At 52.5% G+C, this 12,170-nt stretch carries 11 protein-coding genes; 7 read left to right on the top strand and 4 right to left on the bottom strand.

Translation table 11 applies throughout. From position 1 onward, the window contains the following. Positions 1-19 precede the first annotated feature (19 nt). A complete protein-coding gene (locus AC2T28_RS08770; protein WP_486748593.1) occupies positions 20-415 on the bottom strand; it encodes a hypothetical protein in 396 nt (131 codons plus the stop codon). A gap of 62 nt (positions 416-477) precedes the next feature. Next, positions 478-1,650 carry a YncE family protein gene (locus AC2T28_RS08765; protein ID WP_486748592.1) on the bottom strand — a complete coding sequence of 391 codons (1,173 nt, stop codon included), beginning with the start codon at positions 1,648-1,650 and terminating at the stop codon, positions 478-480. Positions 1,651-2,087: 437 nt separating this feature from the next. Here AC2T28_RS08765 and AC2T28_RS08760 point away from each other — a divergent pair, with 437 nt between their 5' ends. After that, on the top strand, positions 2,088-4,301 hold the full coding sequence (locus tag AC2T28_RS08760; protein ID WP_486748591.1) for a vWA domain-containing protein: 2,214 nt from the start codon (positions 2,088-2,090) through the stop codon (positions 4,299-4,301). 435 nt (positions 4,302-4,736) lie between these two features. Here AC2T28_RS08760 and AC2T28_RS08755 read toward each other — a convergent pair whose 3' ends face one another. Further along, on the bottom strand, positions 4,737-5,465 hold the full coding sequence (locus AC2T28_RS08755; RefSeq protein WP_486748590.1) for a helix-turn-helix transcriptional regulator: 729 nt from the start codon (positions 5,463-5,465) through the stop codon (positions 4,737-4,739). A 190-nt stretch (positions 5,466-5,655) separates the two neighbouring features. Here AC2T28_RS08755 and AC2T28_RS08750 point away from each other — a divergent pair, with 190 nt between their 5' ends. From AC2T28_RS08750 to AC2T28_RS08725, 6 genes are read left to right on the top strand one after another with little or no spacing between them, the layout of a single operon-like run. Beyond that, positions 5,656-6,777: an ABC transporter ATP-binding protein gene (locus AC2T28_RS08750; RefSeq protein ID WP_486748589.1), complete on the top strand. Its 1,122-nt coding sequence runs from the start codon at positions 5,656-5,658 to the stop codon at positions 6,775-6,777. A 31-nt stretch (positions 6,778-6,808) separates the two neighbouring features. Beyond that, a complete protein-coding gene (locus AC2T28_RS08745) occupies positions 6,809-7,966 on the top strand; it encodes an ABC transporter substrate-binding protein (protein ID WP_486748588.1) in 1,158 nt (385 codons plus the stop codon). Between the two features lie 21 nt (positions 7,967-7,987). Next, the gene (locus AC2T28_RS08740) at positions 7,988-8,839 is read left to right on the top strand and encodes an ABC transporter permease (protein ID WP_486748587.1); all 852 of its coding nucleotides are present in this window, start codon (positions 7,988-7,990) and stop codon (positions 8,837-8,839) included. A gap of 9 nt (positions 8,840-8,848) precedes the next feature. Then, on the top strand, positions 8,849-9,667 hold the full coding sequence (locus tag AC2T28_RS08735; RefSeq protein WP_486748586.1) for an ABC transporter permease: 819 nt from the start codon (positions 8,849-8,851) through the stop codon (positions 9,665-9,667). Then, positions 9,664-10,461: an SDR family NAD(P)-dependent oxidoreductase gene (locus AC2T28_RS08730; protein ID WP_486748585.1), complete on the top strand. Its 798-nt coding sequence runs from the start codon at positions 9,664-9,666 to the stop codon at positions 10,459-10,461. Before AC2T28_RS08735 ends, AC2T28_RS08730 begins: the two co-directional genes overlap by 4 nt. A gap of 22 nt (positions 10,462-10,483) precedes the next feature. Beyond that, the gene (locus tag AC2T28_RS08725) at positions 10,484-11,275 is read left to right on the top strand and encodes an SDR family NAD(P)-dependent oxidoreductase (RefSeq protein WP_486748584.1); all 792 of its coding nucleotides are present in this window, start codon (positions 10,484-10,486) and stop codon (positions 11,273-11,275) included. 59 nt (positions 11,276-11,334) lie between these two features. Here the strand turns inward: AC2T28_RS08725 and betI are convergent, their stop codons facing one another. Then, the gene (gene betI / locus AC2T28_RS08720; protein WP_486748583.1) at positions 11,335-11,967 is read right to left on the bottom strand and encodes a transcriptional regulator BetI; all 633 of its coding nucleotides are present in this window, start codon (positions 11,965-11,967) and stop codon (positions 11,335-11,337) included. Positions 11,968-12,170: the final 203 nt, after the last annotated feature.

Below are 12,170 nucleotides of genomic sequence, written 5' to 3'. Positions count from 1 at the left end.
ACTGCGTGAAGACACCTGTTCATGGCTTGCGGATCTCAAGATAGACAACGGCTTTCTCTGTCCGGCCCAACAGGTCCTCAACCCCGTGTACGACAATTGCAAAGCGTCCGGAATGAACGGCCTGGAATTCAAAAACCGCCGGGTTATCTGCATTATCAACGCTGATGATGTCATAGCCGTGCAGGTGCAACTCATGTCCGTTAGCCGCGTTTACCGTTAGGTGAACATTGCTACCTTTTGGAATTTGAACCACCGGGGCAGGGGCCGTTTGGTCGACCGTGACCGTCAACTCTAACACAGGTCCTTCAACAGTTGACCCATGTGCATCTTCTAGCGGTGTTTCGTGAGCCTCGGTCTGACCAGTGGTCATGAGAAAGGCAAAGACGGTAATTGCCTTAACAAAAATGGATTTCATGGGGTGCTGCTCCAACTGGAGCTGCGCCAGTTGTTTGGCACAGCTCTCTGTTTGAACCGGCATCAATGCCCGGCGAGTTCATTCCACTCAGGTAGAAGAACAATGACATTTGGGTTCAGCCCTGCATCTTTCAGGGTATCCATCGAAGCTACGACCTCGGACGATTCCAAATCCACCACCGAGACCGAGCCATCCCGCATCTCGGGCAGGTTGATGAACGAGTTTTGGACAAAGCCGTATTTCATGTCCTTGGTAAAGGCGACATGGTGGGCGCCGTTGCCTGTTTCGACTGTATTCAACAGCTTGGGCCCCATAATCCCTGCGGAGACATCGAATGTATGCAGATGTCCTGGAGCAGCGGTGGTGACAAACATTTTGTCGCCTGCCGGGTTAAAGTACATCTCAAGTGGCACGCCAACTTTCAGCGGGGTGAAGTCGACTGCCATTTCAGCCGAAAACCTTTGATCGTCTGCATTCCAGGTCAGTGCCCATATGCTTCCGCCGAACATATTGGTGACAAGAAAAGTTGGTGGACCACCACCCGGTACGCGCAGCAGTTCAACGGGGGCCTCACCCGAGGGCGATGGCTTGGACGACACCTTGATTTCTTCAAGCAATTCCAAGGTGCTGGCCTGTACAATCGAAATGGTTTCACCCGGATCGGTAAGGTCACCCTTGATGGTGCTGGTGACAAGAATGCGATCTATGTTGGTATCAACCGCCAGCCCATGAGGGTTGGTTCCGGGCAGTTTGATCTCTCCGGTGACAGTGTCGTCAGATACCCGTCCTTGCCAGACATTGCCCGAGTTCATGCAGGTCAGATACCAATACTCGTTTGCGTCATCGATAATGATATCCTCACCCATAGAGCAGTTGGGAATGTCGATTGTCGTTAGGCGCGGCGGGAAGTCACTCATTTCCATAACCTGTAGGGCAGGTTGTCCCAAACTGGTCAGGTAGATTTTCGACATCGTGCGATCATAGAAAAGATGATGGGCTACGCCGGTTGCATCAAGCGGGATATCGGCGAGCCATTTACCAAAAGCGGGGCTTTGGGGGTCGACATCAATTATCGCAATCCCCTCACGCCGCTCCTCTGACCCAGAAAGCTTCAAGCTCTTTAGATCTTCCGCCGGTTTGCTTTCATAGCTCATCATTGCCAAGATCTCGGCTGATGCTCCACTGGTTGAGAGAGCCAACGCGCATGTCGCGATTAGCGTCATTCGTTTTTTCATGGGACCGATCCTTCAAACCTATTTTGTGGGCCAGCGCAGCAGGACATGTAGACTTCAAATTGTGTGTCGCAGGGTCACTGCAGGCGATAACCTTTTTGTGATTGTAGCGCGGTCAGGACAATTTTCCCGTTTCGCGTTGTTCAAGGCCTTCGAATGGGCATGGCGCTGCATTACGGCGAAGAATTCGAAATTCAGCACCGCTCAGATCCTGAGAAACTGGACTGGATTGAATTAGCAGAAAGGCCATCTATTTGATTGCAGATCAGAGCACGTGTCGCTGGTCATCAGTTTTTGGCGCCCCAACAATAAAGGCGGATCAGGGCGGAAGTTTGTGCTTTGCCAATTGAAGACGGCCCCAGTGTAAAAGCGAAATTACACAAAGCCTCAAAGAATCCGACTGAATTTACCCCGATTTGCTAGGCAAAGGGACCAAGGATATGATCAAGTCACTTCTTACCGTCTGCACAGCTTTATTCGTCATTCTGTCATCCGTCAGCTTCGCACAGGAGCAGTCACGGGCTATTTTAGTGCTTGATGGCTCCGGCTCCATGTGGGGGCAGATAGACGGCACTGCTAAGATTTCAATCGCACAGGAGGTCGTAGGCGATTTACTCCAGTCATTGCCCGAAAGCCAAGAACTGGGGCTGACGGTCTATGGTCACCGCCGCAAGGGGGATTGCAGCGATATCGAGACGATCATCACTCCAGAGGCTGGTCAGCATGGGTCGATTGTCGAGGCGGTGAACTCGATCAAACCCAAAGGGAAAACGCCGATGATCGACGCGGTGATCGCCGCCGCCGAAGCGCTGCGTTATACCGAAGAAAAGGCCACGGTTATCCTTGTCTCTGACGGGATTGAGACCTGCAACCCAGACCCATGTGCCGCCGCCCGCACGTTGGAAGAGACTGGCGTTGATTTCACCGCTCATGTTGTTGGGTTCAATATCGGAGACCCCGAAGCAATTGCCCAGATGCGCTGTATGGCCGAGGAAACGGGCGGCACATTTAGAACCGCTGATACTGCTGCCGAGCTAAGCAATGCGCTGGCGGTGATTGCTACGCCAGTGCCAGTCCCAGCCCCTGAACCAGAGCCCGATCCAGTCAGCCTGAGAGCCTATGCCATTGATGGGCGACATGGCCCGCGTATCACCGACGGTTTGATCTGGAACCTGACCTCGCTTGATGGCGTAATTCTCGAAAATCAGGCTGTTTCTGACATCAGGGTCGAAGTGGAGCGCGGTGAATATGTGATCTCGGTCCTTCGGATCGCCGACGAGAGTTTTGCCGAACAGCGGTTTGGCATCGGTTCAGTGGACAAGCAGGTTGTGCTGGAACTGCCTGAACTTCGCCCTCCGGCCACGATTGAAGGGCCTGAGACCGCGATCGCCGGATCTACGGTACAGGTGCGTTGGTCTGGACCAGACCAACAGGGAGATTTGATTTCCGTCGCCGACCCGGAAGGCTCCTCACCCTGGATCAACTACGCCTATACAAAACACGGCCTGCTTCTGGATCTGGTGATGCCTTCGGTCGAAGGGGAGTACGAGCTGCGGTATGTTTCAAGTGACCATCGCAAGGTGCTCGCTTCACAACCAATCACTGTCACCCCGGTTGAGGCCTCGGTTACACTGCCTGACGTCCTGCCTGCTGGTGCCACTGTTTTGGTCGACTGGGTTGGGCCAGATTATCAAAGCGATGTTATTGCTGTTACCGAACCGGGAACGGATCAACTGATCAACTACGTCTATACGAAGCATGGATCACCGGCAGACCTCATGCTGCCGCCCGATCCCGGAAACTATGACATCGTCTACCGAATGAGCCAGAAAAACCGAGTGCTGGCGCGCGTGCCGGTAACAGTTACTGGCCTGCAGTATTCAGTGAGTGGGCCAGCGTCTGCGCCAGCAGGCAGCGACGTACAGGTGGATTGGGTTGGACCGGACTATCGCAGTGATATCATCGCGGTGGCCGAAATCGGTGCCGACAATCGGAAATACCTCACCTATACCTATACCAAGGAAGGCAGCCCGCTTGATCTGACTCTCCCGCTGGAAACTGGACGCTATGAAATCCGATATATTCTCGGACAAGATCGCGTAGTGCAGGCGACAGCTGAGATCGAAGTGACTGCAATTACCGCCAACCTGACAGCGCCTCAGTCGGCCCCCGCAGGCAGCACCATAGAAATTGATTGGCAGGGCCCGGATTACAGAGGCGATATCATTGTCGTCAGTAAACCCAATGAAGCAGATCGCAGCTACCTGAACTACAGCTACACCAAGGGCGGCACACCGCTTGATCTTACGCTTCCTGCAATGCCGGGTGACTACGTTGTAAAGTATCTGGCCGGGGCTGCGGATAAATCACTCGCGACATTCAACATCACCGTCACCGAGGTATCAGCCACGTTGTCAGCACCGGCCAGCGCATCCGCCGGGAGCAAGATCGAAGTGACTTGGAGCGGCCCCGATTACCGAGGCGATATCATTGCAATTGGTGTGCCGGGTGAAAACTACCTGACTTACACTTACACAAAAAATGGCTCTCCATTGACGATCACTGCACCGGATAAACCGGGTGATTATGAAATACGATATCTTATGAACGCTGACAGAAGGATTATTGCTACGGCTCCGCTGACTGTCCAATAGTATCAAGGGGGCAAGCGATTTTTGAAGCCTTCGATTCCATCAAGTTGGCGATATTCTCGCCTGGGCTTCTTGCGGTATTTCTCTTCTTCCACCCCTTGGTGGTTACGATGAGCCAGAAACACTCTCCGATCTAATTCCGCTATTTGCCCCCATAAGTGCAGGCGTTAGACATCAATGAATGGAGTCGGACGGCAGCAATGTGCAGGATGCGGATTTTGCATAGTGGAGTTTTCGGCCCTAACCGGGCGTTCGTGGTGAAACTGTCTAACTATTGCTTCCAGCCCTTCAACGACATTTAATCGTGTAAGGTGACTGAAACCCGGACTTGGCAGTATGGGTGCAAAGCAGACATTTCCTAACCCAACTACTAATGTCTGTTCTCTAAGCAAAAAACGAAATGCGTTCTGGTGTTTTTTCAAGTATTCAAACCTTGCTCTACGAAGGGTTCCCACCCGATACCAGCGTTTCGATAAACTTTGAAAACAACTCGCCCTGTGATCTGATCTGAAGCTTGGAGTACACATTACGTCTGTGGATACGAACAGTGCCAGGTGAGATTTCAAGAATGCGACCAACCGCATCAGCTGAATGACCTTTGAGAGTGAATTCTACAACTTGTCGTTCTCTAGGGGTTAAAACGCCCTCACCAAAGTTTGTAAAAGCGAGCTCTACACTGTGATGTAAGCCACCATCTGATGTCGCACTGGCATCCGCCCCAAATTGCGCTGCCAGATCACTCCAGTGGCGCTGACAAGTAGCCCGCACAACCGGCCAAAACTCGCGTAGTTGTCGGAATTCCTTTGCTGAAAACGCTTTCTCAGCCCGCATGAGTGAGAGGACAACGATGGCTTTGCCGGGCATTTCAATAAAGTAACCGATTTCTTCTGCCAGACCTGTGCGCGCATAGTAGCTGCGGAAGTACTCGCCTTGAAAGAACCGGTCCGGTGCCAGATCTTTGATCCGATACAGACCTGGAGCGACCTGATTTCCACAGGCCAGATAAAAGGGATCCAGGAGATAAGGACCCTCTTGATAGTCCTCGACAAATATCTTCCGTTTGCCTCTGGGAAAATCGTCGAACAAATCTTGTGGCCTGGCTGCTCCGAGATACCCAAAAACAACCGTGTAATCGAAAGGTGCAATTCCTTTCAGAGTCTCAGACATGGTTTGCGCAAACCTCTCGGACCCAATTGAATCGATGAGGTTACCGGTCGCCGCTATCAGGGTCTGCATTTGCCAAGCCTCGCTACTACGATTGATATACTAAAAACGTGGTATATACATCGAATGAAGTTTTTCTTACAGTTTTTCCAAATTGGATAGTATCCATCAAATCGGGAAAAGATAGCGTTAAATGGAAACCAGGGGATATATCGGAGCCTTTACTCCAGCAGACAGCAAGACCATTGCTGAGCTTCGTGGCGTAACAAAGTGTTTTGGCGATGTGCTGGCTGCCAGCGATCTGAATCTGTCTATTCACGAAGGTGAATTCCTGTCCTTCCTTGGGCCGTCAGGCTGCGGGAAAACCACCGCTCTCAGAATGTTAGCAGGGTTTGAGACGCCAACCGAAGGCGACGTTCTGCTGGATGGTGAAGTGGTCAATGCGCTGGAAGCACACCACCGTCCGGTCAATATGGTTTTTCAGCAGTACGCGCTTTTCCCACATATGACGGTGGCGCAGAACATTGGCTATGGGTTGCGTCAACGTCGCCCGCGATTGCCCAAAACTCAGATCGCAGAAAAGGTCGGCAAGACCTTGGATATTGTCCAACTCAGCGGCTTTGAAGATCGAAAAATCTGGGAAATGTCCGGGGGACAGCAACAGCGTGTGGCTTTGGCGCGCGCAATCATCAACGAACCCAAGCTTCTGTTGCTGGATGAGCCGATGGCCGCGCTGGATCGCAAGCTGCGCAAAGAGATGCAGATCGAACTGCAGGACCTGCAGCGCCAGTTGGGTATCACATTTGTTCTTGTGACCCACGACCAGGAAGAAGCCCTGTCGATGAGCGATCGTATTTGCATCATGCGCGACGGTCGCATTGTCCAGGTTGGCAGTCCACAAGAGCTGTATGATCGCCCCAATTCCAAATATGTGGCTGATTTTGTTGGCACCTCAAATTTCTTTGACGGAAAGGTCACTGATCAATCCGGCGGGCTGACAGCGGTGCGCTTGAACAACGGGATGAGCGTGCGAGGAACTTCAGTCGGGGAATTGGTCAGCGGGGACAACGTATCCATAAGTGTGCGTCCTGAACAAATGACGCTGCACCGCCAGGGTGACGGTCTGACGGTGGAGGTGCGCAACCGGATCTTTCTGGGAGAGCACACCGAGTATTTGGTGAGCCATGAAACGCTTGGCGACTTTCTGGTGCTTTCACCACGGCAATCCGAACTGATCGAGGGAGCCTTTGCCGTCGGCGACAAGGCGATTGTGTCCTGGGAAGACAGAGCGGCACTCATTCTAGACAGGAACTAAAACAGACTGCAACCGTAGGGAGGAAACGGCAATGACAAGAGACAACGATTACATCTCCAAGCAGAAATTCATGCAAGAGTTGGAGAGCTACAGAAAAGGGTCGGTGACTCGGCGCCATTTTCTAAATGTGACTGGATTGGGCGCTGCCTCGGCCGTTTTGGGGGCAGCCGTTCCCGGTTTGCGTCCAAGTCCTGCATTTGCTGGTGACATTGGGGATCGGGTCATTGTGGCGACCTGGCCCAACTATCACGATCCATCAAACTTTGAGGCCTTTACCGAAGCAACTGGTGCGCATGTTCAGGTCAATGTTTTTGGTTCGAACGAAGAAATGCTAGCTAAATTGCAGGCCGGCGCGACCGGTTGGGACGTTTACGTGCCGACAAATTACACAATCTCGACCTATGTCGATGAAGGCTTGATCGAGCCTTTGGATACCTCGAAGCTACCAAATTATGATGGGTCTGCCTTTGACGCGCGTTATGCCGAAGCAGGATCCGTCGATGGCACGCTATATGCCGTGCCAAAGAACTGGGGTTCGACCGGAATGGCGGTCAATACCAAGCACAATGATGGTAAGCCAATCTCGTCCTGGAAAGAGTTCTTTGACATTGCGCGGGACAAATTCACTGGACGCGCAATGGTGCATGACTATCAGCTGACAACAATTGGCAGTGCGCTGAACTACTATGGATATTCGTTCAATTCGGTTGACGAGAATGAATTGGCCGATGCCGAAAAACTACTGATAGATGTGAAACCGCACCTCTTTGCGATCACTTCTGACTATCAGCCATCGATGCGCAATGGCGATGCCTGGCTGACGATCTGCTGGTCTGGCGATGGCAAACAGCTCAACACCGACATGCCGGAAATACACTATGTCCTGGGCCGCGAAGGTGGTGAAATCTGGAGTGATTACTACGCCATTCCAAAAGGTGCACCACATATGGACGCGGCCTATGCGCTGATCAACTTCCTGCTGGATCCCAACGTGAATGCCAAGGAAGTTTTGGCGCATGGCTACCCGACTGCTGATGCCCGAACCTTCGAACTGCTGCCCGAGGCCCTGAAAAATGATCCGATCCTCTTCCCAGCCCAAGAGCTACTGACGCCGCTCGAGTTTGGTGCAGCCGCTACGCTGACCGATCCGAACCGTGCAGAACTGATGGCGCGTTTCAAGTCAGCCTAATTAAGTAGAGGTGAAAACAACATGACGAGACGTACACGTAATTGGTTGCTATTGGCACCTGCCGGGGCTTGGTTCCTGGTGATGCTGATCATACCACTGACCGTTGTTTTCATTTTCAGTTTTGGAGAGCGGGCGCCCGCCGGTGGTGTTGTGCCCGCTTTCACCTTTGAACAATATGCCAATCTTCCGGCACGCTGGACAGCGTTCAAGAACACGATGACGTTAGCCCCTATTGGTACATTATCCGCGTTGCTGATTGCATATCCGCTGGCTTATTATCTGGCGGTCAAATGCGGCCCTAAGTGGAAAACAATCCTATTGGTGTTAGTCATTGTGCCGTTCTGGACTTCAATTCTGATCCGCAGCTACGCATGGATCTTTCTGCTGGGTGGTCGCGGAATTCCGGCCCTTTTGGAATTGGTGGGGATCGAAGGGGTCCGCCTGATCAATACGCCTTTTGCGGTGTTGGTTGGGATTATCTATGGGTACCTGCCGCTGATGGTTTTTCCGATCTTTGTCAGCCTCGACAAACTGGATAAACGCCTGCTCGAGGCCTCGTCCGATCTTGGTGCCAAACCTTGGCGCACCTTCCTTCAGATCACTCTGCCACTTTCAATTCCTGGCATCGCAACCGGATGTATGCTCGTCTTCATCCTGTTGATGGGGGAATACCTGATCCCGGCTTTGTTGGGCGGTGGCAAGGTGTTCTTCGTCGGCAACGCCCTGGTCGACCTGTTCCTGCAATCACGCAACTGGGCCTATGGTTCGGCGGTGGCGGTCACGCTGGTGGTTGTCATGCTGATCACGGTCACGGTCTACATGCGGCTTATCAATCGTCTTGGCGCTAGCCGCGAAGACGTGTCGATCATGTGAGGTGAACCAATGAGACTATATGCAGTTTGCGTTTACCTGTTCCTGTACATCCCGATCGGTGTGATCGCGCTGTTCAGCTTCAATGCCGGACGTCATGCAAGCCAGTTACAGGGATTTTCAACCAAGTGGTACGGCAAGGCACTGTCCAATCCCTTTGTCATGGACGCACTGGAAACCAGCCTGATGGTGGCTTTTATCTCCGCCCTCTGTGCCAGCGTTTTTGGCACCATGGCTGCGGTTGCGTTGCAGGGCATCAAGGGACCGGTGAGGACAGCGTTCGACCTGTTGATTTATGTCGCGGTTATGATCCCCGGCATCGTGATCGGGATTGCCACATTGATCGGGTTGGTTACGGTCTTTGACCAATTGAACCCACTGATCGCAGCTATCTGGCCAAACGGATTTACACCGCCAAAGCTCCATATGGGGATGGGGTCACTTATTGCAGCCCATACTATGTTCCTGATGGCGCTGGTGGTGATCATTGTGCGGGCCCGGCTTGCTGGCATGGACCGCGCTTTGACCGAAGCATCGTCGGACCTGTACGCTACGCCGATGGCGACCTTTCGCCAGGTAACCTTGCCGATGATTTTCCCGGCTATCTTGGCTGGATTTCTGCTCAGCTTCACCTTCAGCTTTGACGACTTCATCATCGCATTCTTTGTCGCCGGGTCCGAGACAACACTGCCGATCTATGTGTTCTCATCCATCCGCCGTGGCGTCACCCCAGAGATCAATGCGATTGGTACCATGGTGCTGGTTGTCTCCCTGCTGATGCTGATTACGGCCCAATTACTGCTGCAACGCGGAGGCAAGAAACCAAAATGACCCTCGCTGAAAATCCACGTTCTTCTCCTTATTTTCCTACACTTGATGGTAAAGTTGCTTTGGTGACTGGTGCAGGTTCCGGCATCGGACGGGCAGGGGCCATGGCAATGGCGCGGCATGGGGCAAAGGTGGTTGTGACTGACCTTGATGCCGACAAGGCCGCGTATGTGGCCGAGGAGTTGCACCTTGAAGGCACAAGCGTGTTTTCTGCCGGTCTTGACGTGACTGACGACGACGCTGTTTCCGCCGAAATCGACAAAACAGTCAAAGACTACGGTCGTATTGACGTACTGCACTCACATGCGGGTTATCAAACTGAGGGCAACCTGGAACAGGTTCCCATTGAGGGCATGGATATGTCCTGGCGGCTGAATGTCAGGTCCCATTTCATTGCCGCCCGCGCGACAGTTGGACACATGCGTGCCCAGGGTGGTGGCAGCATCATTGTCACCTCGTCAAATTCAGGTGTTCAATATGACCGCGAGATGATTGCCTATGCGACGACCAAGCACGCAGTCGTAGCGATGACCCGCCAAATGGCTGCCGATTATGCCAAAGACAACATCCGCTTCAATTCCCTGTGCCCAGGGTTCATCGACACGCCCTTTAATGCTGGTTTTGAGGCACAAATGGGCGGGCGGGACAAATTGGATCGCTACGTTGCACAAACCATTCCTATGGGGCGATGGGGAACAACCGATGAAATTGCCGATTCAATCCTGTTTCTCGCCTCTGACATGTCCACATTCATGACTGGCCACGCGCTGGTCATAGATGGCGGTGAATGCATTTGAATTTCTGTTTGGAGAGATCAATATGACCAACAGCGTGAAATCCCCGAATGGTCGTCTGGTCGGCAAAGTCGCCGTTATCACTGGCGGCGCTACGGGCATGGGGCGGGCCACAGCAACGGCCTTTGCTGAGGAAGGCGCCAAGGTCAGCATCTTCGATATTCAGGATGAAGAAGGGCGAAAGACCGTCAACATGATACGTGACACTGGCGGTGAAGCCGCGTTTTTCCACGCGGACGTCACCAAAGATGCAGAGATCAACCAAGCCTTTGACGATGCTTTGGAAACCTTTGGCCCTTATAATGTTCTGTTCAATCACGCGGGGACGATCATCGTAAAACCGCTACATGAAACCACTGAGGCCGAATACGACTGGCTGATGGACGTGAACGTGAAATCGGCATTTCTGACATGTCGTCGGGCGGTCAAAGACATGAGCGCCAATGGTGGCGGCTCAATCGTCATTACGTCTTCTATTGCAGCCGAGTTGGGCTATGCGCTTGAATCGGTTTATTGCATGTCCAAGGGCGCGGTTCTCCAATTGGCTCGAACAATATCGACCGAGTATCGAGATGCAGGTATCCGCTGCAATGCGGTATGTCCGGGATTTGTTGAAACAGCACATGGGCTGAAGGAAATCGCTGAGTTGGACGCCGCCGGTCAGGAATGGGAAGATTCCGGAATGGCCGCCACGCAAGGGCGCATTTGTTATCCAGAAGAAGTTGCCGCAGCGGTGGTGTTTCTGGCCTCAGACGAGGCCAGCTTTGTAAACGGCAACGCCACCTATGTTGACAACGGATGGTACGCCAAGGGCTAGCACGGCTCAGTGCAGCAAGAGTGTATCAGTGTAAGACGGCCGATCCTGCTGTTTTGCACTTACTGGTGAGGTGCAAAATGGCGCGGAAAATTGGAATGTAGGTATTGAAATATCTGAGCCTTTGCCATCCCACGTGGAAACTGGTCGGGATACATCAGAATATTCAGCCAGAAACCATCGAACAGACTTTCGAGAGTATGAGCAACCCCTTCAGGCTTCAGCGCACTACCGTCCTCTTTGATGATTTTCCCAAATAGATCAACCAGCACATCAAGCCGTTCAGTATCGATCGAAGTGGTGATGAGGCGGTAAGATTTGCGGTAAGCCGCCTCTCCGAAGAAGGCGAACCAGACAGCCAGTTTTTTCCGATTGAAGATGCTTGGATGAAACTGAGCTTCAATGATCGTATTGACCTGCTCTGTCGGGCTCAAATCGACATTCTCAAGGCGCGTCATCCAATGCGCTCGATGCTCCACTGCTAAGGTGCGCAGAGTTTCTTCCAGCAGTGCGTCTTTGCTTTTGAAGTGAAAGTTCGCAAGCCCTGTAGACAACCCGGCCAGTTTCGCGACCGAAGCCATGGTTGTGCCGGATATTCCATGATTGCTTATAGATGTGATCGTCGCATCAATGATCTGCTTTTTCCGAACTTCTGGTGAAGCTGTGCGGCTTTTTTTCTGTTTGGTTTCAGTCATAAACCTACATCCATTGAACAACCATTCAATCAATGACTTGATTTCTTTCAGCCGTCAATCCAATAATTTGATCAAAAGCCGAATCCCTTGGATTGGAGATGACCATGACGAAGCCTCTTCCCGCGCATGCACAGACCGTGATTATTGGCGGTGGCTCGATTGGCTGCAACACGGCCTATCACCTGGCCAAATTGGGCATGACT

This window comes from Parasedimentitalea nitratireducens (assembly GCF_057444295.1).
Note: the sequence above shows the minus strand (reverse complement) of the source record. Positions and strands in the feature narration are given on the sequence as shown.

Excerpts from the sequence above, each read along its gene's own strand:
- AC2T28_RS08725 (WP_486748584.1), top strand. The coding sequence starts at position 10,484 with ATGACCAACAGCGTGAAATCCCCGAATGGTCGTCTGGTCGGCAAAGTC.
- AC2T28_RS08755 (WP_486748590.1), bottom strand. The coding sequence starts at position 5,465 with ATGTCTGAGACTCTGAAAGGAATTGCACCTTTCGATTACACGGTTGTT.
- AC2T28_RS08730 (WP_486748585.1), top strand. The coding sequence starts at position 9,664 with ATGACCCTCGCTGAAAATCCACGTTCTTCTCCTTATTTTCCTACACTT.
- AC2T28_RS08760 (WP_486748591.1), top strand. The coding sequence starts at position 2,088 with ATGATCAAGTCACTTCTTACCGTCTGCACAGCTTTATTCGTCATTCTG.
- AC2T28_RS08770 (WP_486748593.1), bottom strand. The coding sequence starts at position 415 with ATGAAATCCATTTTTGTTAAGGCAATTACCGTCTTTGCCTTTCTCATG.
- betI (WP_486748583.1), bottom strand. The coding sequence starts at position 11,967 with ATGACTGAAACCAAACAGAAAAAAAGCCGCACAGCTTCACCAGAAGTT.
- AC2T28_RS08750 (WP_486748589.1), top strand. The coding sequence starts at position 5,656 with ATGGAAACCAGGGGATATATCGGAGCCTTTACTCCAGCAGACAGCAAG.
- AC2T28_RS08740 (WP_486748587.1), top strand. The coding sequence starts at position 7,988 with ATGACGAGACGTACACGTAATTGGTTGCTATTGGCACCTGCCGGGGCT.
- AC2T28_RS08765 (WP_486748592.1), bottom strand. The coding sequence starts at position 1,650 with ATGAAAAAACGAATGACGCTAATCGCGACATGCGCGTTGGCTCTCTCA.
- AC2T28_RS08745 (WP_486748588.1), top strand. The coding sequence starts at position 6,809 with ATGACAAGAGACAACGATTACATCTCCAAGCAGAAATTCATGCAAGAG.
- AC2T28_RS08735 (WP_486748586.1), top strand. The coding sequence starts at position 8,849 with ATGAGACTATATGCAGTTTGCGTTTACCTGTTCCTGTACATCCCGATC.